24 protein-coding genes, 1 tRNA gene and 1 pseudogene are annotated in these 23061 nt (G+C 71.1%); 5 read left to right on the plus strand and 21 right to left on the minus strand.

Features of this window, described 5'->3' with window-relative positions; genetic code table 11:
• Positions 1-25 precede the first annotated feature (25 nt).
• Positions 26-2512, minus strand: coding sequence for a DHA2 family efflux MFS transporter permease subunit (locus OG242_RS16545; protein WP_405898904.1), 2487 nt, complete (start codon positions 2510-2512; stop codon positions 26-28).
• Between the two features lie 23 nt (positions 2513-2535).
• Entirely contained in the window at positions 2536-3057 is a 522-nt protein-coding gene (locus tag OG242_RS16550) for a MarR family winged helix-turn-helix transcriptional regulator (protein WP_405898905.1), read from the minus strand.
• 248 nt (positions 3058-3305) lie between these two features.
• On the opposite strand from OG242_RS16550, the gene OG242_RS16555 reads away from it, so the two are divergent.
• Positions 3306-3518 (plus strand): hypothetical protein, encoded by a 213-nt coding sequence (locus OG242_RS16555; RefSeq protein ID WP_405898906.1) that lies wholly within the window; start codon positions 3306-3308, stop codon positions 3516-3518.
• Positions 3519-3720: 202 nt separating this feature from the next.
• On the opposite strand, the gene OG242_RS16560 is transcribed toward OG242_RS16555, so the two are convergent.
• From OG242_RS16560 to OG242_RS16580, 5 genes are all read right to left on the minus strand, one after another.
• On the minus strand, positions 3721-4587 hold the full coding sequence (locus OG242_RS16560) for an RNA polymerase sigma factor SigF (protein WP_018521941.1): 867 nt from the start codon (positions 4585-4587) through the stop codon (positions 3721-3723).
• 234 nt (positions 4588-4821) lie between these two features.
• Entirely contained in the window at positions 4822-5712 is an 891-nt protein-coding gene (locus tag OG242_RS16565; protein ID WP_405898907.1) for an RNA polymerase sigma factor SigF, read from the minus strand.
• A 226-nt stretch (positions 5713-5938) separates the two neighbouring features.
• Positions 5939-6232, minus strand: a complete 294-nt coding sequence (locus tag OG242_RS16570) for a Dabb family protein (protein WP_405898908.1) — start codon at positions 6230-6232, stop codon at positions 5939-5941.
• An 8-nt stretch (positions 6233-6240) separates the two neighbouring features.
• The gene (locus tag OG242_RS16575; RefSeq protein WP_405898909.1) at positions 6241-6405 is read right to left on the minus strand and encodes a hypothetical protein; all 165 of its coding nucleotides are present in this window, start codon (positions 6403-6405) and stop codon (positions 6241-6243) included.
• 344 nt (positions 6406-6749) lie between these two features.
• The gene (locus tag OG242_RS16580) at positions 6750-7907 is read right to left on the minus strand and encodes a DUF371 domain-containing protein (protein WP_405898910.1); all 1158 of its coding nucleotides are present in this window, start codon (positions 7905-7907) and stop codon (positions 6750-6752) included.
• A 99-nt stretch (positions 7908-8006) separates the two neighbouring features.
• On the opposite strand from OG242_RS16580, the gene OG242_RS16585 reads away from it, so the two are divergent.
• Positions 8007-8501, plus strand: coding sequence for a TrmH family RNA methyltransferase (locus OG242_RS16585; RefSeq protein WP_405898911.1), 495 nt, complete (start codon positions 8007-8009; stop codon positions 8499-8501).
• A 6-nt stretch (positions 8502-8507) separates the two neighbouring features.
• Here the strand turns inward: OG242_RS16585 and OG242_RS16590 are convergent, their stop codons facing one another.
• The 5 genes from OG242_RS16590 to OG242_RS16610 all read right to left on the minus strand — a co-directional run bounded on the left by OG242_RS16590 (position 8508) and on the right by OG242_RS16610 (position 11026).
• Positions 8508-9170 carry an rRNA methyltransferase gene (locus tag OG242_RS16590; RefSeq protein WP_405898912.1) on the minus strand — a complete coding sequence of 221 codons (663 nt, stop codon included), beginning with the start codon at positions 9168-9170 and terminating at the stop codon, positions 8508-8510.
• A 165-nt stretch (positions 9171-9335) separates the two neighbouring features.
• Positions 9336-9423, minus strand: a tRNA-Ser gene (locus OG242_RS16595).
• A gap of 77 nt (positions 9424-9500) precedes the next feature.
• The gene (gene tadA / locus OG242_RS16600) at positions 9501-9998 is read right to left on the minus strand and encodes a tRNA adenosine(34) deaminase TadA (protein WP_405898913.1); all 498 of its coding nucleotides are present in this window, start codon (positions 9996-9998) and stop codon (positions 9501-9503) included.
• Between the two features lie 9 nt (positions 9999-10007).
• Complete coding sequence (locus OG242_RS16605) at positions 10008-10589, minus strand: hypothetical protein (RefSeq protein WP_405898914.1); 582 nt, start codon at positions 10587-10589, stop codon at positions 10008-10010.
• 191 nt (positions 10590-10780) lie between these two features.
• Positions 10781-11026: a hypothetical protein gene (locus tag OG242_RS16610; RefSeq protein ID WP_405898915.1), complete on the minus strand. Its 246-nt coding sequence runs from the start codon at positions 11024-11026 to the stop codon at positions 10781-10783.
• 116 nt (positions 11027-11142) lie between these two features.
• On the opposite strand from OG242_RS16610, the gene upp reads away from it, so the two are divergent.
• On the plus strand, positions 11143-11778 hold the full coding sequence (upp, locus tag OG242_RS16615) for a uracil phosphoribosyltransferase (protein WP_405898916.1): 636 nt from the start codon (positions 11143-11145) through the stop codon (positions 11776-11778).
• A 39-nt stretch (positions 11779-11817) separates the two neighbouring features.
• On the opposite strand, the gene OG242_RS16620 is transcribed toward upp, so the two are convergent.
• The 4 genes from OG242_RS16620 to OG242_RS16635 form a co-directional block, all read right to left on the minus strand.
• Positions 11818-12414 carry a LytR C-terminal domain-containing protein gene (locus OG242_RS16620; RefSeq protein ID WP_405901630.1) on the minus strand — a complete coding sequence of 199 codons (597 nt, stop codon included), beginning with the start codon at positions 12412-12414 and terminating at the stop codon, positions 11818-11820.
• Between the two features lie 128 nt (positions 12415-12542).
• Positions 12543-12839, minus strand: coding sequence for a type II toxin-antitoxin system VapB family antitoxin (locus OG242_RS16625; protein WP_018101777.1), 297 nt, complete (start codon positions 12837-12839; stop codon positions 12543-12545).
• 68 nt (positions 12840-12907) lie between these two features.
• Positions 12908-13525: an HhH-GPD-type base excision DNA repair protein gene (locus OG242_RS16630; RefSeq protein ID WP_405898917.1), complete on the minus strand. Its 618-nt coding sequence runs from the start codon at positions 13523-13525 to the stop codon at positions 12908-12910.
• Between the two features lie 93 nt (positions 13526-13618).
• Positions 13619-15745 (minus strand): TerD family protein, encoded by a 2127-nt coding sequence (locus OG242_RS16635; RefSeq protein WP_405901631.1) that lies wholly within the window; start codon positions 15743-15745, stop codon positions 13619-13621.
• A gap of 272 nt (positions 15746-16017) precedes the next feature.
• Here OG242_RS16635 and serS point away from each other — a divergent pair, with 272 nt between their 5' ends.
• A complete protein-coding gene (gene serS / locus OG242_RS16640) occupies positions 16018-17310 on the plus strand; it encodes a serine--tRNA ligase (protein WP_405898918.1) in 1293 nt (430 codons plus the stop codon).
• Between the two features lie 84 nt (positions 17311-17394).
• Here the strand turns inward: serS and OG242_RS16645 are convergent, their stop codons facing one another.
• The 3 genes and pseudogenes from OG242_RS16645 to OG242_RS16655 all read right to left on the minus strand — a co-directional run.
• On the minus strand, positions 17395-18096 hold the full coding sequence (locus tag OG242_RS16645; protein ID WP_405898919.1) for a GNAT family N-acetyltransferase: 702 nt from the start codon (positions 18094-18096) through the stop codon (positions 17395-17397).
• 73 nt (positions 18097-18169) lie between these two features.
• The gene (locus OG242_RS16650) at positions 18170-21133 is read right to left on the minus strand and encodes a hypothetical protein (protein WP_405898920.1); all 2964 of its coding nucleotides are present in this window, start codon (positions 21131-21133) and stop codon (positions 18170-18172) included.
• A gap of 301 nt (positions 21134-21434) precedes the next feature.
• Positions 21435-21579, minus strand: a pseudogene (locus OG242_RS16655) (amidohydrolase family protein); the annotation flags it as partial.
• Between the two features lie 82 nt (positions 21580-21661).
• Here OG242_RS16655 and OG242_RS16660 point away from each other — a divergent pair.
• Complete coding sequence (locus tag OG242_RS16660; RefSeq protein WP_405898921.1) at positions 21662-22129, plus strand: MarR family winged helix-turn-helix transcriptional regulator; 468 nt, start codon at positions 21662-21664, stop codon at positions 22127-22129.
• A gap of 230 nt (positions 22130-22359) precedes the next feature.
• Here OG242_RS16660 and OG242_RS16665 read toward each other — a convergent pair whose 3' ends face one another.
• Both OG242_RS16665 and OG242_RS16670 read right to left on the minus strand, forming a co-directional pair.
• Complete coding sequence (locus tag OG242_RS16665; RefSeq protein ID WP_405898922.1) at positions 22360-22785, minus strand: type II toxin-antitoxin system VapC family toxin; 426 nt, start codon at positions 22783-22785, stop codon at positions 22360-22362.
• Positions 22782-23060 (minus strand): CopG family transcriptional regulator, encoded by a 279-nt coding sequence (locus OG242_RS16670; RefSeq protein ID WP_405898923.1) that lies wholly within the window; start codon positions 23058-23060, stop codon positions 22782-22784. The genes OG242_RS16665 and OG242_RS16670 overlap by 4 nt, the downstream gene beginning before the upstream one ends.
• Position 23061 lies beyond the last annotated feature (1 nt).

Here is a 23061-nt window from a genome sequence, read left to right on the forward strand (position 1 = left end):
AAGGCCCTGCCCCGTACCCGTCGGGTTACTCGCCCGGGTGGACGAGCTCGATGTCGTGGCCGTCGATTCCGTGACCGGCCACCGTCAGGGCACCGGCCACCGGCGGGTAGCCGGTCGCGATGACCGTGTACTCGCCCGCGTCCAGGTCGGCGAAGGCGTACGCCCCGTCCTCCCCGGTCGTCGAGTTGGCGATCACGTTGCCGGCCGCGTCGACCAGGGTGACCCGGGCGTCCGGCAGCGGGTGCCGGCTCGTACCGGCCCGCACGACGCCCTGGACCAGCGCACCGGCCCGGAGCGCGACCTCGACCCGGGTGACGCCCTGGCCGCCGACCTCCACCGGGAGGGCCAGCGGGCGGAAACCGGCCGCGTTGACCGCGACGGTCACCGCACCGGGGACCAGCTCGCCGAAGGCGAAGTCGCCCGTCTCGGCGGACTTTCCGGTGGCCAGCACGTCGCCGCGGACATCGGTCACGATGACCATGGCGTCCGCCACCGGCGTACCGCTCTCGGCGGCGCGCACGGTACCGGCCAGGCCGCTCGTACCGGAGAGCAGGACGTCGTACGCCAGCGGCTCGTCGCCGACGACCACGGTGGACGCCTGCGGCTGGAAGCCGTCGGCGGACGCGATCAGCACGTACGAACCGGCGCCCGGGGCGTCCAGCGCGTAGCCGCCGTCGGCCTGCGCTGCGGCGATGCCCAGCTGCCGGCCGCCGAGCGAGATCAGCGTGACGGCGGCGCGGGCGACGGGTGCGCCCTCGGCGCCGCGGACCACGCCGCGGACGGGGGTGCCGCCCTTGCCGAGGTCCACGGGGGCGTCGGCGGCGACCGTCACGGCCTCGGCCGTGTCTACCGCGGTGACCCCGGCGGCGCCCTCGGCGACCGCCTCGGTGACGGCCTCGGCGGGTGCCTCGGCCGGCGCGGAGGCGTCGTTGCCGGCCCGGCTCTTGAGCGCGACCTCCTTGATGAAGATCGTGATCACGAAGGCGACCAGCGCGGCCGGAGCGGCGTACAGGAAGACGTCACCGACGCCGTGCCCGTAGGCGGTCTCCATGACCGTGCGGAACGGGGCGGGCAGCTTGTCCAGGTCGGGGATGCCCCCGCCGCCGGTGCCGCCGTGGCCCAGGGCCGCGCCCTGCGGACCGAGGTCCGCCAGGCCTTCCTTGACGTAGTGGGTGACACGGTTCGCCATGACGGCGCCCAGCGCCGAGACGCCGATCGCACCACCGAGGGAACGGAAGAAGGTGACGACGGAACTGGCCGAACCGAGGTCCTTCGGGTCCACCTGGTTCTGCGTGGCGAGCACCAGGTTCTGCATCATCATGCCGATGCCGAGACCCATCAGGAACATGAAGACCGCGATGTGCCAGTACGGCGTGTCGTAGCGGATCGTGCCGAGCAGGCCGAGCCCGGCGGTGACCAGGAAGCCACCGGTGACCAGCCAGGCCTTCCAGCGGCCGGTGCGCGTGATGATCTGGCCGGAGATCGTCGAGGAGAGGAACAGGCCACCGATCATCGGGATCGTCATCACGCCGGACATCGTCGGCGACTTGCCACGAGCCAGCTGGAAGTACTGGCTGAAGAAGACGGTGCCGGCGAACATCGCGATGCCGACGAACAGCGAGGCGAGCGAGGCGAGCGTGATGGTCCGGTTGCGGAAGAGCCGCAGCGGGATGATCGGCTCGCTGGCGCGGGACTCGGTGAAGACGAAGAGCAGCGCGAGGACCACGGAGCCCGCGAGCATCACGCCGGTCTGCCAGGACATCCAGTCGTACTTGTCGCCCGCGAACGTCACCCACAGGAGCAGCAGCGAGACGGCGGCGCTGATGAGGAACGCGCCGGCCCAGTCGACCTTGACCTGGCGCTTGACGACCGGGAGCTTCAGGGTCTTCTGGAGCACGATGAGGGCGATGGCCGCGAACGGCACACCCACGTAGAAGCACCAGCGCCAGCCCATCCAGCTGGTGTCGGTGATGACGCCGCCGAGCAGCGGGCCGCCGACGGTGGCGACGGCGAAGACCGCGCCGATGTAGCCGCTGTAACGGCCGCGCTCGCGCGGGGCGATCATGGCGGCCATGACGATCTGGGCGAGGGCGGAGAGACCGCCGACGCCGATGCCCTGGACCACTCGGCAGACGATCAGCATGCCGGCGCTGTTCGAGAGCCCGGCGACGACCGAGCCGCCGACGTAGATGACCAGGGCTATCTGGACCAGCAGCTTCTTGCTGAACAGGTCGGCGAGCTTGCCCCACAGGGGGGTGGTCGCCGTCATCGCCAGCAGCGAGGCGGTGACCACCCAGGTATAGGCGCTCTGACCGCCGCCGAGGTCGGAGATGATCTCCGGCAGGGCGTTGGTGACGACGGTGGACGACAGGATCGCGACGAACATGCCGAGCAGCAGCCCGGCAAGTGCCTCCATGATCTGCCGGTGTGTCATCGGCGCGCCGTCGGAGGCGTCGTGCCCTCCGTGCTTGGCGTGGCCGCCCCGCACACCGGTTGGTGTGGTCGTAGCCATTTAAGTCCTTGTCTCTGCTTCTGTTACACGGGTGTACGGGTGTACGAGTCGTGGTCGGTGTCGGCCTGCCGGGAGCGGCACTCGCCGCTGTGCTTTCCGGAAGCGCACCCTCCGGTGCCGCGACAGGAGAAGCTGTCGCGCAGCCGGGCCAGCAACGTGTTGAGCTGTCCGACCTCGTCGTCGGACCAATCCTGAAGATGGCAGGCGAACATCTCGGCCGACCGGCGGGAGAGGTCCTCCAGCACCCCTTCACCCGCGGGGGTCAGCCGCAGGATGCGGGAGCGCTTGTCCGCCGGGTCCGGGAACCGTTCGATCCAGCCCCGTTCCGCCACGTGGGCGACGTGCCGGCTGGTCACCGACATGTCGACCGCGAGGAGCTCGGCCAGCCGGCTGATCCGCATCTCACCGTGCCGGCTCAGCAGAGTCAGCACGGCGGCGGAGCCACCGGGGCACTCGGCGGGCAGGATGCGGGCGATACCCCTCTTGACGGCCCCGATGGCACTCAGCTGCCGGGCCAGTTCTTCGTACTGACTCCGTGCGGCCACGGGACCCCCAGACATCTCACCGGTCATCTTGTTGCTTAGGGCAACCATAGAAGCCGTTGGTTGCTGCAGGCAAACGAAAAGGGCCCTGCGGGAGTAAAGGAACGCAAAAGGCTGCGTAGGGTGCTGGTCAAACCCGCAGGGTCTGCGGTAATGGAGGAGTCGGTGTGGTCCGTGCCACACGGGTGGTGGATCGGGAGGCGGCGCCCGGGGGTTGGGCCGTTCGCCCGAGTTCGCTAGGGTCCTGCGACATGGCACACAATCCCCACGCACCGCAGGGTCCCGAGGGCTCCTACGACCCGGCCGGCAGCACCCAGATGTTCCGCGCCTTCGTCGACGACGGCGAGCCGCAGCGCGCGCAGCAGCCCGCCGCCGTCTCCTCCGGCCCGAGGACCGGCCTGATCGCCGGAATCGTCGCGGTCGTCGTCATCCTCGCGGCGGTCGCCTGGCTGGCCCTGGGCTGACCTTCCGCAACGCGCCCCGTCTAGGGCGTGTCCTAGGGCCGCACCCGCCTCACGCCGCTGCTCGCGCCGACCCGCGCGAGCGGCGGCGCCGTCGTTTCCGGGCCCGTCCGCGCGAGCGGCCCCGCCCGGGACGCGGCGCGGCCGCCGAGGCGGCGTGCGCGGGGCCTCGGCGGCCGGGTGGGCGAGGGGCCCGACGGGGGCCTCAGTCCGCGATGAGCCCTTCTCGGAGCTGGGCGAGCGTGCGGGTCAGCAGGCGGGAGACGTGCATCTGCGAGATGCCGACCTCCTCGCCGATCTGCGACTGCGTCATGTTGGCGAAGAACCGCAGCATGATGATCTGGCGTTCGCGCGGCGGGAGCTTCGCCAGCAGCGGCTTGAGGGACTCGCGGTACTCGACGCCCTCGAGCGCCGTGTCCTCGTAACCGAGCCGGTCCGCCAGCGAGCCCTCGCCGCCGTCGTCCTCGGGGGCGGGCGAGTCCAGCGAGGAGGCGGTGTAGGCGTTGCCCACGGCCAGGCCGTCGACGACCTCCTCCTCGGAGACCCCGAGCGCCTTGGCCAGCTCCGGCACCGTCGGCGAGCGGTCGAGCTTCTGCGCGAGCTCGTCGCTGGTCCGCGTCAGGGCGAGCCGCAGCTCCTGGAGCCGGCGCGGCACCCGTACCGACCACGAGGTGTCGCGGAAGAACCGCTTGATCTCGCCGACGACGGTGGGCATCGCGAACGTCGGGAACTCGACGCCGCGTTCGCAGTCGAAGCGGTCGATCGCCTTGATCAGGCCGATCGTGCCGACCTGGACGATGTCCTCCATCGGCTCGTTGCGGCTGCGGAACCGCGCGGCGGCGTACCGCACGAGCGGCAGGTTGAGCTCGATGAGCGTGTCCCGCACATAGGCGCGCTCCGGGCTGTCGGTGCCGCCGGGCCCCGGCGCGGGCCCCAGCGCGGCGAGCCGCAGGAACAGGGAGCGGGAGAGTGTGCGGGTGTCGATGGCTTCCGGCGAGCTGGTGAGCGCAACGGGTGCGGGTTCGCTCTTGGTGAGCGTGAGCACCTTCGAGCTGCCCTGTTCTACGGACATGCCACCCCCTTGAGGTCGCGGACGGTCGCGGTGGCCACGACCATCGGAGGAACGCAGCCTCCACCTGAATACCGGAGCGAGGACTGCGGCAAACTCACTTCCCGCAGAATGTCACATGTCGGCAACGCGCTGTAGTGACTTGTCGACAAGTCCAGGGGGAGTCTGCGCAGTTAACAAGGGGTGTGGGGCTTTTGGACCCCGGGAAACGCCACGGGAACGGTCTACCCGTTTCGGTTACGCCTCGATCCTGTTTGCGGATCGAAGTCTGGCGAAACTTCGGGCCAGGAGTCTTGACACATGCATCTGCGAGACCCCCAGTTCGGCACTGATCTGGGACTGCGTCAGGTTGCTGTAGTACCGCAGCAGCAGGATCCGCTGTTCCCGCTCGGGCAGTTGTACGAGGAGGTGCCGGACCAGGTCCCGGTGTTCCACGCCCGCCAGCGCCGGGTCCTCGTAGCCGAGCCGGTCGAGCAGCCCGGGCAGCCCGTCGCCCTCCTGGGCGGCCTCCAGCGAGGTGGCGTGGTACGAGCGGCCGGCCTCGATGCAGGCCAGCACCTCGTCCTCGGAGATCTTCAGCCGCTCGGCGATCTCCGCGGTGGTGGGCGAGCGCCCGTGCGCGGTCGTCAGGTCCTCGGTGGCGCCGGTGACCTGCACCCAGAGCTCGTGCAGCCGGCGGGGTACGTGGACGGTGCGCACGTTGTCCCGGAAGTACCGCTTGATCTCGCCGACGACGGTGGGCATCGCGAACGTCGGGAACTGGACGCCCCGTTCGGGGTCGAAGCGGTCGATCGCGTTGATCAGGCCGATGGTGCCGACCTGGACGACGTCCTCCATCGGCTCGTTGCGGCTGCGGAAGCGCGCCGCGGCGTACCGCACGAGGGGCAGGTTCGCCTCGATCAGCGCGGTGCGGACCCGGTCGTGCTCCGCGCTGCCCGGCTCCAGGTCCTTCAGCTTCCCGAACAGCACCTGGGTCAGGGCCCTGGTGTCGGCGGCCCGGGTCCTGGCCGGAGTGACCGTCTCGTCGGGGGTCTCGTGGATCGTCGTCTGCACCTGGCCCGGCGCGGGGGCGGCCGGTGCCGCCTGGTGGGCCTGGGGAGGCACTGGAGGCGCTGTACTGGCCGGCACGATGACGCCACCCCTTCGCGGTCAACTTCGGTACGCGGTCAACTTCGGTCAATCCGTCCGTCAAAAGCGGTCATAGCATCACAAGACATGACCACTATGCGCAAGCACCCCATAGCGCCGTGTTGGCCTTGCGCGGGTTTAAACCGTCCGCCGGGCGTCCCACCGGGCCCTGGGACAAAGAAAAGCCCCTCACCGTCGCGGTGAGGGGCTCGCAGGGCCGAAGGCGTCAGAACGGGTAGTCGGCGATCACCCAGGTGGCGAATTCACGCCACTGACCGGCGGCCGCCTGATGGTCCGGGTGGTCGATGTACCGCTTCAGCGCGGCCTCGTCGGCGACCGCGGAGTTGATGGCGAAGTCGTACGCGATCGGCCGGTCGGTGATGTTCCAGGCGCACTCCCAGAACTCCAGCTCCGGGACCTTCCCCTCCAGCGCCCGGAACGCCTCGGCACCCGCGACGACCCGCGGATCGTCCCGCTCGACGCCGTCGTTCAGCTTGAAGAGGACCAGATGGCGGATCACGACACCCCCTAGTTGATGAGCTCGGACATGAAGTCGCCGACGCTCTGCGCGGCGCTCGCTATGCCCTCGAACCCTACTTGCACCAGGTCCGCGGCCCGGGCGGGGGAGTTGATGATCGTGTAGAGCACGAAGACGACTATCACGTAGAGAGCTATCTTCTTCGCTTGCACCATCAGCCCCTGACTCCCCTTCGATCCCCTGAGGTTTCGATCCCCTGTGCGGTCGGGCGAGTCTATCCGCACGCATGCCCGTATCCCCCTGCTGTTTCCGTCACGTGCCGTGTCCTGGGTGGATTCTCGACAGGGACCAACGACCCGGGCCTCGGGGCCCTTGGTCCGCCCGTACGCGGCCGCCGGCGAGGCACTATGGAAGGTGAGCCCCTCGGACTCCGGGGGGCCGGGAACGGGAACCCTGCCGGGGACCCATGCCGTGGCCTCCCCCGACCGCGGCAAGGAGCGGCAGGCCCCGTGCCCGGGGGAAGCGGCACATCCCCCCCCGATGCCGCTTCCCCCTCCTCCTACTTCTTCTCCCCGCGCCCCTTGTCCCGCGCGCCCTTGCCGCGGGCGCCCGGCGCATCGCCCAGCGCGTCGTAGAGGTTCCGCCGGCTGATCCCGAACGGGCGCAGCACCGTGCTCAGGGTCCGTGCGGTGACCCCCTGCTCCACCAGCAGCGGCAGCAGCGGACGCAGGTCCACGTTCCACGCGGCGCGCTCCGGGGGCGCCAGGACGAACACGCGCTCCTCCTCGCCCCCGACGGCCGCCACCGCCTCGGGCAGCGGCAGCCAGCTGACCCCGTGCCCGAGATCCGCGCCCCCGTCCGGCACGGCGATCCGGCGGCCCTCGAACGACCCGGCCAGCACCTCCGCGAGCACGGCGAGATCGGCGGCGGGCGCCCGGAACACCACGGGGACCGACGCCGTGCGCAGCAGCTCGGCGTGCGGCGGGGCGGCGAGCGCCCTGCGGTCGGTCCGGCCGAGGTGGACCGCCGGCGCGACCGGCAGGCCCGCGGCGAGCAGGGCCGGCACGGTCCCGGTCGCGTCTCCGAGCACCTCGAACCGGGCGCCCTCACTGGCCGCCTCGGCCAGCCACGCCCCGGCCGCCTGCGAGACGCCCTCCAGCGGGCCGGAGACGGACGCGGCGATCACACCACCGTCCCCGAGGGCCGTGCGCGCCTCGGCCGGGACGCGCGCCGCGTCCAGGTCCACCGAGGCGTCCGCCTCGCGCCACAGCAGCCCCGGGCGCCCCGTGGGCTCCGGAAGGTCCCGGCGGTGCACCAGCACGAGCGGCCGGCGCGGCCCGGTCTCGCTGAGCGTCAGGGTCACCTCGTTGGCCGGGTCGCCCAGCGCGGTCACGAAGTCCGGGTCGAGGTCGCTCGCCACGAGGGTGCTGTGGAAGGCGAAGGTGTCGGGCGAGGCGTGGTCGCTGCGCCGGAGCACGAGCCGGTCGGTGACCTCGTGGTGCGGGTTGACCACGGCGGTGCCGGTCGCGACGTGCGGTCCGGCCGTGAGGCGGACGGCGACCGGGCCGCGCAGGAGGGCCAGCCCCTCCTCGTCGAAGGCCGCGCCCACCCCGACGACGCAGGTCGCCCGGGCCGTGATGTCCTGCTCGCCGGTGATCTCCAGGGTCTTGGCGTGGGTCGCGCGGACGTGTTCGTGGCCCCTGGCGTGGATCTTCATTGCCTTCTCCAGGCCCTAGGTGGGTTGTGCCGACCGGTCATCGTAGTCCGCCGTCCCGTACGCGGAGTTGGCTGACGGAGGCCCAGTAGACTTCCCGGCATGTTCGAACACCTCCGCCATAAGCCGGGCACCCCTTTGCTCCGTAATCGTGAGCTCGTCATCGCGTGCTCGACGTTCCGCAGCCGCGTGAATCTGTCGAGCGTGGTGCGGACGGCGGGTTGCTGCGGCGTCGAGCGGATCATCGCCTGCGGCAATGTGAAACTCGACCCGAAGATCGCGCGGGACGGCGCCGAGCACGTCGAGATCGAAATGCGCCGGAGCCTTCCGCCGGTGCTGAAGAAGATGCGCGAGGAGGGTTACACCATCATCGCGCTCGAACAGGCCACCCATTCGAAGAGCCTGCACGAGATCAGCTTTCCCCGTAAGTCGGTCATCGTCCTCGGGAACGAGCGGACCGGCCTGAAGGAGGACGAGCTCGCGTGCGTCGACGAGTGCGTGGAGATCCCGGTCTGGGGCTCCCCGCACAGCTACAACGTCGCCACCGCGGGCGCCATGGCCATGTACGAGTACTGCAGGCAGTTCCCGACGGGCTGACCCGGCTCACTGTTCCGGCTCGGCGGTGACCGCCGTCAGCGTGGCGATGACCTCGGTGCTGTCCGAGTCCAGCCGCCGCGCCCACGACGACGAGACGGCGGCCGTGTCCTCCGCCTTGGTGAGCTGGAAGCCGGTGATCTTCCAGCCGGCGGCGAGCGCCTTTCCGGTGAGCACCTCTTCGACGTACGAAGGGGTCAGCTCCGGAAGTCCCTGGATGTCCCGCGGAACGGGCTCCCGCCAAATGCTGGTGCCGACCGTCGCGGTGAGCGGCGCATTCGGTTTGGCGACGGCCCGCAGCCCGTTCCAGATGTCCTCGTCGCCGCGCACCAGACCGTGCAGCAATTTCCCCCACGGCATCAGGACCAGCAATTCGTCGGCGGCCCCCAGCAGCTCCTGCGGGGCGTTCTCGATCGAGGAATTCACGAGCAGCAGATTCGGTACGCCGCCCTTGGCGGGTTTGCGGCGGCTGCGAATGCTCGTCTGCGTCATCCGCTGCCAGGCCGGGTCCACGCCCACGACGAGCCAGTCCGGATTCTCCTTGGCGATGCGATAGGAAGCCCTGGCGTCACCCGTACCGACGTCGACGACGACCCGGGACCTTTCCCCGACGAGCTGCTCGAATTCTCCCTCGGCGGCCTTTTCGAGCTTCTTGCCTCGCACGATCTGCATCACGGCCAGTGCTTTCTTCTCTCGGCTACCCGGGCGGCGGCGGCCGGCCCCGGAGGGCGTCCAGCCACCCCGCATGATCCCCCAGCGCCGGTCCCCTTGACCAACCGGCGGGACACACGCAAAACCGCCCCCGAGCCGTTCACACGGTTCGGGGGCGGTTCTCGCTGGCGGTAGCGGAGGGATTTGAACCCTCGGTGAGTTTCCCCACACTCGCTTTCGAGGCGAGCTCCTTCGGCCGCTCGGACACGCTACCGAGAGAGAGCTTAGACCATGTTGGCCGTACGCCGAAATCCGTTTGGGGGCGGCGCCCCGTGCTCCGGCCGGGGCAGGTCAGCGGTCACGGAAGAAGGCCGTCAGGGGGGCCGCGCAGTCGGTTTCCAGGACCCCGGCGACCACCTCGGGGCGGTGGTTGAGGCGCCGGTCGCGCACGACGTCCCAGAGCGAGCCGGCGGCACCGGCCTTCTCGTCCCGGGCGCCGTAGACCACCCGGCCCACCCGGGCCTGCACCAGGGCGCCCGCGCACATCGTGCAGGGTTCCAGGGTGACCACCAGGGTGCAGCCGGACAGCCGCCACTCACCGAGCGCGGCGGCGGCCCGGCGCAGCGCCAGGACCTCGGCGTGCGCGGTCGGGTCGCCGGTCGCCTCGCGTTCGTTGTGGCCGGTGGCGAGCAGCGCCCCGTCCGGGCCGAGGACGACGGCGCCGACCGGTACGTCACCGGTCGCCGCCGCACGGTCGGCCTCGGCCAGGGCGCGGCGCATGGGCTCCCGCCACGGGTCCCGTACGGGATCGGGCAGGTCCGGGTCGTGCGGGTGGGGTGCTTCGGTCACCCGCGGACCCTAGCGGACGGTCTCCAGGACCTCGGCCGCTCCCAGCGCGTCCGCGATCTCGGCCAGGGCGTCCGTCCGCAGCATCAGCAGCTCGGCCTCGGGGAGCCCGAGGTCGGACAGGACCCCGGTGTCACCGATCGGGCCGGCCGGGACGACGCCCGCGCCGGGCCCGTCGTCGTCCTCGTCGTCGCTGTTGTCGTTGTCGTTGTTGTTGTGGTTGTCGTTGTCGGCAGTGTCGGGCTCGCCGTCCTCGGTGCCGTCGAGGCCGACGAGCTCCTCCAGGGCGGCGATCGTGTCCTCGGCCCCTGGTTCGCGGCCGAGCAGTTCATCGGTGAGCAGGATCTCCCCGTACGAGGAACGGGCGGCGGCGGAGGCGTCCGAGACGTAGATCCGGGGGTCCTCCTCACCGTCCACGCGGACGACGCCGAACCAGGCGTCCTCCTGCTCGATGAATACGAGCACCGTGTCCTCGTCAACCGAGGCCTCACGGGCCAGATCCGTCAGGTCGGACAGGGTCTCCACATCGTCGAGCTCCGTGTCGCTCGCTTCCCACCCGTCTTCGGTGCGCGCGAGCAGTGCGGCGAAGTACACCGTTACTCTCCCACTGGTCTCGGGGCCAAGGGCCGGTCCGGGCGGGGAGCAGCCGGTGCTCCGGCTGCCCTGCGTCCCGCCCAATCGGCATCGTGGCAGAAACCGGCGCTTCGCGAGAGCAGTTCGACGGTTGAGTCGGCCATCAGTTCTCTCCACCACCGCCACCAGCGTCTTTTCCGCAGGCCGGAGGGCTACCAGCGGAACGTGCGCATCCGCATGGCCTGGCGCATTCGGGCGGCTTTGACCCGCCGCGGCTGGACGCGGTCGCGCAGCGCCTTGGCCTCGTGGAGTTCGCGGAGGAACTGGGCGCGCCGCCGCCGTCGCTGGGCGTCGGTCTCCGGAGCGTCTGGGTCGTCCGGTGTGCTGCGGGGGTCCGCCGTGCTCCCGGGGACGCGCTCGTCCGCGCGGTCGTCGGCGCTCCGTGCCCCGTCGGCCATCGGCTCCTCACCCCCAAGGCTGGCTGCGTCGCTGGGTCCGTATGCCACCACCTTCCCCCCGAACGTGTGGATGATGCCAGCGCACGGGTGCGGGAGGCGCGGCTACGCTGGGAGTCATGCGGATCCACGTCGTCGACCACCCGCTGGTCGCGCACAAACTCACCACCCTGCGCGACAAGCGCACCGACTCCCCGACCTTCCGGCGCCTCGCCGACGAGCTGGTGACCCTGCTCGCGTACGAGGCCACCCGCGATGTGCGCACCGAACAGGTCGACATCGAGACCCCGGTGACACCCACCACCGGCGTGAAGCTGTCGCACCCCCGCCCCCTGGTCGTCCCGATCCTGCGGGCCGGTCTGGGCATGCTCGACGGCATGGTCCGGCTGCTGCCGACCGCCGAGGTGGGCTTCCTGGGCATGATCCGCGACGAGGAGACGCTCAAGGCGTCCACGTACGCGAGCCGGATGCCCGACGACCTCTCGGGCCGGCAGGTCTACGTCCTGGACCCGATGCTGGCCACGGGCGGCACGCTCGTCGCGGCCATCCAGGAGCTGATCAGGCGTGGCGCCGACGATGTCACCGCGGTCGTGCTCCTCGCCGCCCCGGAGGGCGTCGAGGTGATGGAACGCGAGCTCGCCGGGGCCCCGGTCACCGTGGTCACCGCCTCGGTCGACGAGCGGCTCAACGAGAACGGCTACATCGTGCCGGGCCTCGGCGACGCGGGCGACCGCATGTACGGCACCGCCGACTAGGCACACACTTCACATCGCCGGTCCTGCCCGGCGGCGTCCTCAGCAGGAGGACGGCGCCGGGGCGGGGCCGGTCAGCGCGGTCAGCGCGGCCGCGGCCGCCTGCGGCTTGCTGAACGCCGTGAACTTCTTGCCGATGATCAGATCGACCTCCGCGTTCTCGCGGGCGTCGGTCTTCGTCGTGGCCCCGGGCAGCTGGGCGCCCAGCACCGGGAACGTGCCGTCGAGGGCGGCCGGGGCGCCGAGCAGCAGGCCCGCGCCCGGCACCTTCTTGTCGTACGCGGCGGTGGCGTTCCCCACCTCACCGATCTTGAACCCGCGCTTCTTCAGCTCATCGGCGGCCGCCTTGGCGAGACCGCTGCGCGTGGTCGCGTTGTAGACGTTGACCGTGATCTTCGCGGGCTTCGGCAGCACCTTGGCCGGCGCGGACGGCTTGGGCGACGCGCAGCGCTCGGTGCGGTCGGCGGCGCTGGCTGTCTTGTCGCCGCCGGTGAAGACATCGATGAGCTGCAGCGTGCCCCATCCGGCCAGCCCGAGGGCGACCACGGAGGCGATGGTCGCGAGGATCATTTTGCTGCGGCGGCGGGGGCGTCGCATACGGGGGTACTTGTCACCCGTGATGCGGTATTTTCCGCCCATGCCGGGGGGAGTGAGCATGCTCATGGGCGCAGCGTAGTGCGACCCGGTGATGATGCCTACTAAATGATCAGTTGATCGCACCCGTCCGGGTGGGAAAACACCCGAACGAACCCCGGACGGGACCTGTCCTAACCCAGTTCGAGCACGCGGGCGTGCAGCACCTGGCGCTGCTGGAGTGCGGCGCGGACCGCGCGGTGCAGCCCGTCCTCCAGATAGAGGTCGCCCTGCCACTTCACGACGTGCGCGAACAGGTCGCCGTAGAACGTGGAGTCCTCGGCGAGGAGGGTTTCGAGGTCCAGCTGGCCCTTGGTGGTGACGAGCTGGTCGAGGCGGACCGGGCGCGGCGCGACGTCCGCCCACTGCCGGGTGCTTTCCCGGCCGTGGTCGGGATAAGGCTTCCCATTTCCGATGCGCTTGAAGATCACACGGAAAGCCTACCGGTCGGGAGCCACCGGGCGCAGCCATGCCCGCCACGACGCCGCGTACGCGAGGGCTACTTGCCCTTCGCCGCGGCTTTCGCGGCCTTCGCGGCCTGTTTCGCCTCCTGCTTGTACGCGCGCACCTCGGCGAGCGAATCGGGCCCGGTGATGTCCGCGACGGACCGGTGCGAGCCCTCCTCCCCGTACGGCCCCGCCGCCTCCCGCCAGCCCGGCGGCCGCACCCCGAACTGCTTGCCGAGGAGCGCCAGGAAGATCTGCGCCTTCTGCGTACCGAACCCGGGCAGCGCGTTGAGCCGCCGGCGCAGGTCCGCCCCGGTCGCGGCGCCCTCCCACACGCCGGCCGCCTCACCGTCGTACTGCGCCACCAGGAACTGGCACAGCTGCTGCACCCGCTTGGCCATCGAGCCCGGATACCGGTGCAGCGCGGGTTTGGCGGTGAACAGTTCGGTGAAGGCCTCCGGGTCGTACGCGGCGATCTCATGGGCGTCCAGATCGTCCTGCCCCATGCGCTGCGCGAGCGCGTACGGGCCGGCGAAGGCCCACTCCATGGGCACCTGCTGGTCCAGCAGCATGCCCACCAGCGCGGCGAGCGGACTACGCGTGAGGAGCTCGTCCGCCGCCGGCTCCTGGGCGATCCGGAGGGTGATGTCTCGGCCTTCGCTCTTGGTCATGGCCCGAATCATGGCGAGCACCGGAGGCGACGGCCAGCACAACCACCGCCGACCGACCGGTTTGCAGCCGTTTGCCGCTCATCGGGGGCGGGCTCAAGCCCCCACGGGTGCGGGTACCCCGGCATCCTGGGCCGGGATCGCGGGCGTTTGGGCCGCCGCGCGGCGGCCGGTACGGCGCTCGGCCTCGGCGAGGTGCGCGATCACGTGCGAGTGAAAGCGGTCCACGGCGTTGTCGACGCTGCGGATGAACCCTGACTCCGCGTTGCCCCGCGTGGCGCCCATGCTCTTGAAGAGCGAGAGCCGGAAGCCCGTGATCCGGCTGCCATCGCGCGGGAGCACGTCGCCCGGTTCGGGACGGAGGCGTTCCAGCGTGCCGCGCGGGCCGCTCTGGCCCTCGACCAGCGTCTCGACGTGCAGATCGGCGGGCGCCTCGGCCAGCTGCCGCATCAGGCGCTTCGCCGACGTCAGCGGATAGGCGCCCTCCGGCACCGGGATCTCCACCGAGGTGCGCAGCTTCCCGGTGCGGAGGTCGGCGACGATCGTGATGGTGCCCGGCGAGCCGTCCACGCGCAGTTCGGCGGCGAGCCGCCCCTCCTCGCACAGCCGGTCGGCGTGCGCCGCCCGCCGCGAGAGCGCCGTGGTGCCGCGCTGGGTGCGCTGGACGGGCAGGGCCTTCTGCCCCAGCTCGCCGCCGAGCCGCAGACAGACCTGGCGGATGAGCCGCTCCCAGCTCTCCACGACCTCGACGGCGCGCGGGTCGCCCTGGCTGAGCGTCTCCTCGTCGATGCCGTTGCGCACGGGCACCCAGGAGGGGCCCATGTTCTGGAAGCCGTGGCAGCCGGAGTTCTCGTGCTGGAGGTAGTGCAGGAGCTCCTGCAGCAGCCAGGCGTGGGCGGCGTTGCCCACCCCCTCGTGCCGGATCAGCATCTGGGCCTGGTGCGCCACCTCCGCCCAGGACAGGTGCCACAGGGCGACCTTGTGCTTGCGCCGTCCGTCGGTCTTGACCTCGACGAGCGGGCTGCCCTCCAGCGCCACGTCGTTGGAGAGGGTGATCACCGCCTCGTAGGCGCGGCGGGACGCGATGTCCATGTAGTTCTGGACCTGCTCCGACCTCAGCGCGTTCCCGTTGGTCTTCGTCTCGACGAGCGCGGTCCACAGCTTCCCCGCCCGCTCCACCCGGATCACTCCGTCCGGGCGCTTCGGGGTCTCACCGTGCGGGAGGGAGACCTCGGTGAAGGTCTGCATGCGCCCGGCCGGGGCGCCGAACGCGGCGGTCAGCCGGCGGCCGAACTCCGGCACCTGCGCCATCACGGACAGCAGTACGGAGGTCGCCCGGACCTCGCGCTCCTTGTCGCTCTTGAGGTTCGACGCGGGGAACAGCCGGGCGGCCCTCCAGGCGTCGTTCTCGGCCAGCGACTTCGCGGCGACGGCCGGCAGGGTCACCTTCTTCTTCGCCGTACGTGCCCGGGGCCGCTTGGGCGCGGGCGCCGCCTCCGGTGCGGGGGCCATGGTTTCCCCGGCCTGCCGGAGGGGAACGGCGGGGGCCGCCTCGGGAGCGGGGTCAGGGGTCCGGCCGGCGTACGTCGGCTGTGCGGGAGGCTGCTCGACGTTGGGCTGCTCCGTGACGGGGGCGACCGTGCGGTCATCGGCGGCCGCGTCTTCCCCGTCGCCCTCGTTCTCACCCTCGTCGTCGACATCGATGCCGAAGTCCGTCGCGAGGCCGGCGAGCCCGGTCTCGTACCCCTGGCCGATGGCCCGGTACTTCCACTCCGTGCCGCGCCGGTACAGCTCGCCGAAGATGAAGGCGCTCTCCACGGAGGCGTCGGTGATCGAGAACCCGAGCAGCACCTCGCCGGACCGGTCGGCGACGGTCATCCGCAGGTCGTCGAGCTCGCCGAAACGGGAGCCGCCGTACCGGCTCGCGGCGACGACCAGGCGCTCGATGTCCTCGGGGACGGCGGTCAGGTCGAGGCTGATGCGGTCCTCGCTGCCGCCGTCCGTCGGCGTCTTGCCCAGCAGCTGCACGCTGCCGTCGGCGGCGGAGGCGTTGTTGTAGTAGAAGAAGTCGGCGTCGCTGCGGACCTTGCCGTTGCCGTCCAGCAGGAGGACGGACACGTCCGCGTCGCCGTCCCCGGCGGTGCTGCTCCAGCTCAGGCTCGCGATGACCGACCCGGCATCCTCGCTGAGGTCCGACAGCCCGACGTTGGCGCCCTTGGTCATCTCACGCATGCAGTCCCCCAGACGCGCGGCCGCGTCGGGTCCCGCCCTGGCAACGGCAGCTTGTTGTTCCGTGACACAGCGCAACTCGCCGCACACGGGAGAACCGTATCCCCCACATGGACTACACGTGAAGGAATCGTGAACTCCGTATGCGGCCGGCGCCGGACAGCCGGGACAGCACCGCCGGTAAACCGGATCGCGTACGGTCCGCTGATTGCTACCGTCGGTGCCACAACGCACCGACCCCACTCGCCGGACCAGAAGGACCCCTCATGCATGATGCCCGCGCCCTGATCGACATGGGTGCCGAAGCGGTACGCCGGCTCGCTCGTCGCGGATACGCGCTGGACCTGGCCGCGCTGGAGGACCTCCAGTCCCGGCGGAACCAGAACATCCGCTCGGCCGACGAGCTGCGGGCGGAGTCCAAGCGGGTGGCGAGCGAGGTCCAGCAGACGGCGAAGGCCGGCGGTGACATCTCCAAGCTGAAGGAGCGGGCCCGCGAGCTGAAGGACGAGATCCGGGCGATCGAGGCCGGCCAGGAGCAGGTCCAGGAGGAGCTGCGCGACCTGCTGCTCAGCATCCCGAACCTGCCGGCCGACGAGGCGCCGGACGGCGCCAGCGACGCGGACGCGGTCGAGGTCAGGCGGGTGGGCACGCCGCCCGAGTTCTCGTTCGAGCCGAAGGACCACGTCGACCTCGGCGAGGCCACGGGCATCCTCGACTTCGCCCGCGCGACCAAGCTCTCGGGCCCCCGCTTCGCGGTCACGCGCGGTGCGGGCGCGGCCCTGGAGCGGGCCCTGGCGACCCTCTTCCTCGACCTGCACACCCGTCGCCACGGGTACGTCGAGCACGCGGTCCCGTACCTGGTCACCCGTAAGACCATGACCGGCACCGGGCAGCTCCCGAAGTTCGAGGAGGACCTGTTCAAGACCGGCGTGGCCGACCGCGAGCTGTTCCTCATCCCGACGGCCGAGGTCCCGCTGACCAACCTGTACGCGGACGAGATCATCCCGCCCGCCGAGCTTCCCCTGGCCCTGACCGCCCAAACCCCGTGCTTCCGGTCCGAGGCCGGTTCGTACGGGCGCGACACCCGGGGCCTGATCCGGCAGCACCAGTTCTCCAAGGTGGAGATGGTCCGCATCGTCGACCCGGCGGAGGCCGACGCGGAGCTGGAGCAGATGGTCGGCCACGCCGAGGCGTGCCTGAAGGAGCTGGGCCTCGCCTACCGGGTCGTCATGCTCGCCGCCGGCGACACGGGCTTCTCGGCTCAGCTCACGTACGACATCGAGGTCTGGATCCCGAGCCAGAACACGTACCGCGAGATCTCCTCGGTCTCGAACTTCGGCACGTTCCAGGCCCGCCGCGCCGCCATCCGTACCCGTGACGAGAACGGCAAGCCCAAGCTCGTCGCCACCCTCAACGGCTCCGGCCTCCCCATCGGCCGCACCCTGGCCGCCCTCCTCGAACAGTGCCAGCAGGAGGACGGCTCACTGGTGCTGCCGGAGGCGCTGGTTCCGTACCTCGGGTTCCGCCGGATCGCGGCGGACGGGACACCGGAGGCGTAACGGGCGCGCGCGTTCCCCCCTGCCCGGACAGGCCTCGGGGCCTGTCCGGCTGCTCCCGCCGCGCAGGACCACGACTCCCGGGTGTCACACGTTTTTGGTGCAGGGCAGCGCCGAGGCGTCGTCCATGGGCAGCAGCCTGATTCCGCCCGGAGCCATCGCGGCGAACATCTCCGTGGTCGCCGGGTCGTCGGGCACCCTGCCCTCGCTCTCCTCGAAGTACTGCGTCATGTACTTCCGCACGGGCCCGGACGGTACGACCTCCGCGTCCGCCAGTTCGGGGGCGGCGGTGAGCAGGGCCAGGACCAGCCCGGGCACCCTCGCGGCGCCGGGCCGCAGAGCGGGCTGGAAGTAGGGCACGTCCAGGACCCTGGCCCCGTGCCGGGCGTAGAAGCGCAGCCGGGCGGACTGGTCGCCCTTGTCGTCGTCCGGGGTGTGCGCGGCCGGGTGCTCGATCTCCGCGAGGGTGAGCAGCGGGTGAACCCGCTGCTGCCAGCCGGTGAGGACCTCTGCCAGGAGGGCGCCGCCGATGCCCCCGGACCGCAGGTCCCGGCGCACCGCCAGGTAGGAGAGCAGCAGGACCCCGCTGTCCGGGGACCACTCGGCGACCGCGGCGCCGTCGGGCCGGCCGTCGCGGACGACGGCCGAGATCCACTGGAGCCCCGACTTCAGCCCTGCCCGCAGCGCTGCGGGTGTGACCAGTTCGTGGGCCGGGAAGTTGGGGACGAGCAGCTCGTCGTACACCACGTCCAGCAGCGGGCTGTCCAACCCGACGTCAGTTACTCGCATACCGCCCTCACTTCGACGCTTGGTCAAGACGTTACCCAGGGGCGGCGGTCCGCCCGTGACATCGACGGACGTGTCAGGGCGCCGCCGGATCGCGCAACGGTTCCTCGACGGACCTCTCCAGCTCGTCCGCCATGTTCCGGACCACCCACTTCGCCGCTCTCGCGAACGGGGTGAGGTCGCTGCCGAGGTCGGTGGCGGCCGGCGGGTCCGGCAGGCCGAAGGTGTCCCCCGGGTCCCGTCCGATGTGCTGCCAGTACGGTGCGAAGAGGGCCCGGCTCCTCGCCTTCGCGGCGGCTGCCTCATCGGTGAGGCCGGCGTCGAGCGCTTCGCGCTCCCTCTGCTCCATGTGGGTGAGGACGCTGCGGTAGAGCGAGTCGGTGTAGTGGTTGGGGTACTGGCCGTAGGTCTCCTGGCGCACGTGGTAGACGAAGCCGTGCAGGGCGGCCCGGGCATGGGCGTCGAAGGACCGCCGGGGATCGTTCTCGGCCCAGGCGATATCGGCGAACGTCTCGGCGAGCCACACCGGCAGCTCGGTGTCCTCCTGCGCCGCGAGCCGGTCCTCGAAGCCCTCCAGGAGAGCGCGGGCCCGGGCCGGATCCGCGGTGGCCCACAGACTGGCCTCCTCGTGGACCGCCCAGTTGCCCATCCACAGCTCGTTCTCGTCCGTGCACGCCTCGCCGCCGGCCCGGAACCAGGCCGCCGCGCGGTTGCGCTCCGAGTCGCCTCCGCTGCCCCCGAACCAGATGGCCTCGCCCTGGAGCTGGGCGGAGATGATGTAGATGCGCCGCAGGTCGGGGTCGGTGGGGACGTGTCCGCGCCGGAGCCCCAGGTACTCGGCGAGGGCGTCCAGAGCCGCGCCGGCCTGCTCCCACCGCTCCCGGTCCCGGCCGGGCACCTGGTTGACGCGGCCGGCGACGTAGCCGGTGCGCAGCTGGTCCAGCCACGCGACCCACCGCGGGTCGCGTTCGGTGGGCAGGGCGCGGTAGGCGGAGACGAGCTGGGCGCAGTAGCTGGAGGGCACCTCCATGTCCCACCAGTAGAACGCCTCCAGGAACAACCGGATCATGGCGCGCCTGCTGCTCTCGAACGCCACGCGGGGCAGGAAGGCGGCGTGGTGCAGCCACTCCTGGGAGTCGCGTTGCCAGTCCGCGTCCTCGTAACGCGCGCCGACCGCACCGATCGGCTGCTCGTCCCGTTCCTCGTCGAAGTTCAGCCTGGTCCGGTAGTAGCGCTCCACCACGGCGTGCAGGTCGGCGTGTTGCGTCGGGCGGGTGCGCCGGAACCGCAGGTCGAGGTTCTCCCGCAGGTAGTCGTGCAGCCGCCAGCCCTCGCTCTCGTCGTCGTCGAAGGGCGTGACGAAGGCGCAGCGCGACAACCAGTCGTAGATCTGGGACGCCTGTCTCTCACTGACCCCCTGGGTCTCGCCGAGGACCGCGGCGAGGATCGTGGCGGTGCACCGGCGCAGGACCACGAGGAGGTCGAAGAGCGGAAGGGGACGGCCGACGATGCGTGCCGCGTAGTCGTCGACGTAGGTGCGTACCGCGTCGAAGGCGCCGTCGTCGTCCCAGTGCCCCGCTCCGCCGAGGAGCAGCGTGCGGACCTCCGCGGTCGAGGCGTCGGCCGGGAGCGAGTCGCGGACGATCGTGGTGCAGGTCGCCACGCCGATCGGATGGCCCCGGGTGAGGACGGCGATCTCGCCGGCCGCGGCGGTGGCCTCGGTCGGCTGCCAACCGGCTTCCACCAGCCGTTCCGTCACGAACGCGGTGGTCTCGGCGTGGGACAGCAGGCCCAGCCTGAGGCGTCGGGCGCCCGGCATGGGCACGCGTTCACCCCCGCCGCCCGCAGGGCGCCCGGCATGGACGACCACGGCGGTGGAGACCCCCCTCAGCACGGCCATCAGCCAGTTCTCGACCGGCGTACCGGCCACCGCGTGCACGTCGTCCACGAGCAGGGCGGCCGGCCGGGACCGGGCCGCTCCGTCCAGGACGCGCGTCAGTTGCTGCTGCATCTCGGCGAGCCGGGAGAGGGTGGGCTCACGGGGGAGCGAACCCGCGACCGCCTCACCGATGCCGCCGACGTTCACATCGCGGGAGCGGCTGACATCGATGACGACGTTCATGGGGGCCGACGACGACTCCCGCTGCCAGACGTCGCGCGTGCCCAGGATCGAGGTCTCCAGCTCGCGCCCGGAAGCGGGGTCCAGCAGGGGCGCCTCGCCGCCCTCCGGCACGTACGCCCGGTGCACGTCGGTGGCGATCGCGTCGATGATCTGCCGGCAGGTGGCGTACTCGGCCATCTCCCGCCCGGCGGCTCCCATGGCCCCGGCTTCGCCGTACTGGGGGGCGCCGGCGGTGATGAACAGGACGAGCCGGCGGTCCTCCTTCAGCCCGGCGGCGATCTCGTCCAGCAGCAGTGTCTTGCCGCAGCCGCTGTCGGCGACGACCTCGAAGCGCACGCCCGTTCCGCCGGCGCTGCGGCGTGCGGCGTTCAGGACGGTGTCGCGGGTGCGGGCCAGGGTGGGGGTGTACGGCTTGCGGGGCGTGAACGGCTCGGGCTCCGCGGGCGGCTCACTCGCGGGCTGCGGCGGCACCGCGGGCGCGGTCTCCCGGGCGGGGCTGCCGCCGATGACCACGTCCTCGCTGCGGCGCACGTCCACCCGGGAGTCCCCGCGCCACGCGCCGAAGTCGGGCACGTGCACCCGGCGGGAGCGCCGGACCTTCGCCCGTCGGCTGTCCCCCGCTCGCGCGGTACGCGGGCCTCCCCACCGCCGGAACACGAAGAGGGCGACGAGGGACAGGGCGTACGCGCCGAACATCAGCGACGCGACGAGCAGGAAGGTCCCGCCGTACAGGGCGCCCGCCAGCTCGACGAGCAACATGGTCGCGAACCCGGCGAGCAGGACCGGCTCGACCTTCAGGCTCTCCGCGATGCTGGAGAGCACGTCGGACGCGGCGGACAGGATCTGTGCCCATAACTCCAGCGGTCCTCCGGCAGCCCCGGGGTCCGGCGGGGTGGGTGACGCGCTGGGTTCGGACATATGCCCTCCGCGATGAGACGCCGTGAGCGAACCTTAGATGCTGCGGGCCCGGCGGGTGGAGGCTTTGCGGCATGCGCGACCGCTGACTTCAATCGCCGTTCTCGGGACGGGGATCAGCGGGAGCCCGCCCCGGCCGTCGTCGCGTGGGCCCGCTCGGTTCCGGCTCCTGCGGTCATAGGCGTCCTGACCTGCGCCGGAACGAGAGCCGGAGAGCCCGGCGGACGGTACGGGACGCGGGCGAACGGGACCAGGACCGAGACCATCAGGGCAGGGGTCACGCCGCCAGGCGTGTGCCGCGGCGCCAGACGGCACGGGTGTTGAGGGCCACCGGGCGGTGTGATGGCGAATCCTGAAGAGCGCACGTCAGCCAGGGAGTCGTCGCCGGCGATGGGGCCCCGGTTCTCCCGGGTGTTCATGCCCTGCATCTCCAGTTCGGTCGTCACCCCACTCGTCCATGATTTACATACCTGAAGCTATGTAATTACCTAACGGTATGCAAGTGAGCGGCCCCGGCCTAGACTCGGTCACATGAGTAGCGCGTCCTTCTCCGAACGGCCTTCCGACGACCTGGCGCTGGATCAGATCGGCCCGGCGCTGTCACGGTTGCGCCGTCGCGCACCGGCATCGAGCAAGGACTTGTCCCGCAACCTCGTACTCAATGTGATCGCGGATGCGCCGGGCGAGATGACCGTCGGTGGCCTTGCCGCCGAGATGGGCGTCGCCCAGCCGGTGGCAAGCCGGACCGTGGCCGCCTGTATCGCGGACGGTCTGCTGCGCCGGACGGCTTCCCAGTCCGACGGACGCCGCACCGTGCTCGAACTCACCGAACACGGCGAGGCCGAACGCAACCGCTTCGCCGCCGAACAGCGCAAAGCGTTCGAGGAGATCACCGCCACCTGGTCACGGGAGGAGCGGATCCAGTTCGCCCGCCTCTTGGCTCGATACGGAGCTGACGCCACTTCGTGGTCCAGGAGACGGGTAGCCGACCGCGACTGAACGGGCGGCGCCCCGACTGAGCCGAACCGGGTTTCATGGCGGCCCTGAAGCCGGGCGTGATTGATCCGGCAGACGGGAAGCGCAGGTTCGCCCGCACGAGGTCGGCGCGGTGATCCACTACCTCCGAGGCGACTACAGTCCGCGCATGCGTCGCCTGCCCCCTCGTGCCCAGCGCGCTACAGCGCCTCCGCGGGCCTTGATGGCAATACAGAACTGAGGCCGGAGGCCGGTCATGCCTTCTTGACGACGATCGACTCCGGAACCAGCCTCTCCAGGTCGTCCACGTCCGAGGTGAAGACGGTGACCTGCCCCTTCTGCCGGCGCGCGATGACGGCGAGCATCGCGTCGATCGCGTACTTGTGGCCGTGCAGCTTGGCGTCTGCCAGCAGGCGGCGGGCCTGGCGGGCCTCGTCCTTCCCGATGTCAGCGACTTCGAGCCGGGAGAGTACCCAGTCCCAGCGCTGCTCGGTGGTTCTGCCGTCGTACGCCTCGACCAGCGTCATCGGAGACGTGACGACCTCGGCTTCACCCCGGGCTGCGAGGTCGAGCCACGCGATCATCGTCCGGTCGCCGCGTACGGCCAGGGACAGGGCTTCGCAGTCGAGTACGAAGACGCGCAGCGGCCGCTGCCCGGGTTCGCCGGACCGCTTCCTCACGCGGCTTCTCCGGCGCCGTGCGCTCCGGTGGCGCGCCGGCGCTCATGCTCGGCGTCGAGGCCCTCCAACTCCTCGAACGCCGTGGTGCGCTCTTCCCCGGTGAGAGGACCGTGTTCCTCCTGCAGCCAGTCCGACAGCTCCCGCAGCCGGTCCCGGTCGCGCTTGAAGCGCAGCGCCTCGGCGACGTATGCCGACATTCCCCGTTCTGCCGCCTCCGCACGGATCTCGTCCAGGAGATCCTCGGGAATCGTCACCGTCACCTTCTTCGTCGCCATA

Origin of the sequence: Streptomyces sp. NBC_00727 (genome assembly GCF_045161745.1) — a bacterium.
Lineage (GTDB): Bacteria > Actinomycetota > Actinomycetes > Streptomycetales > Streptomycetaceae > Streptomyces.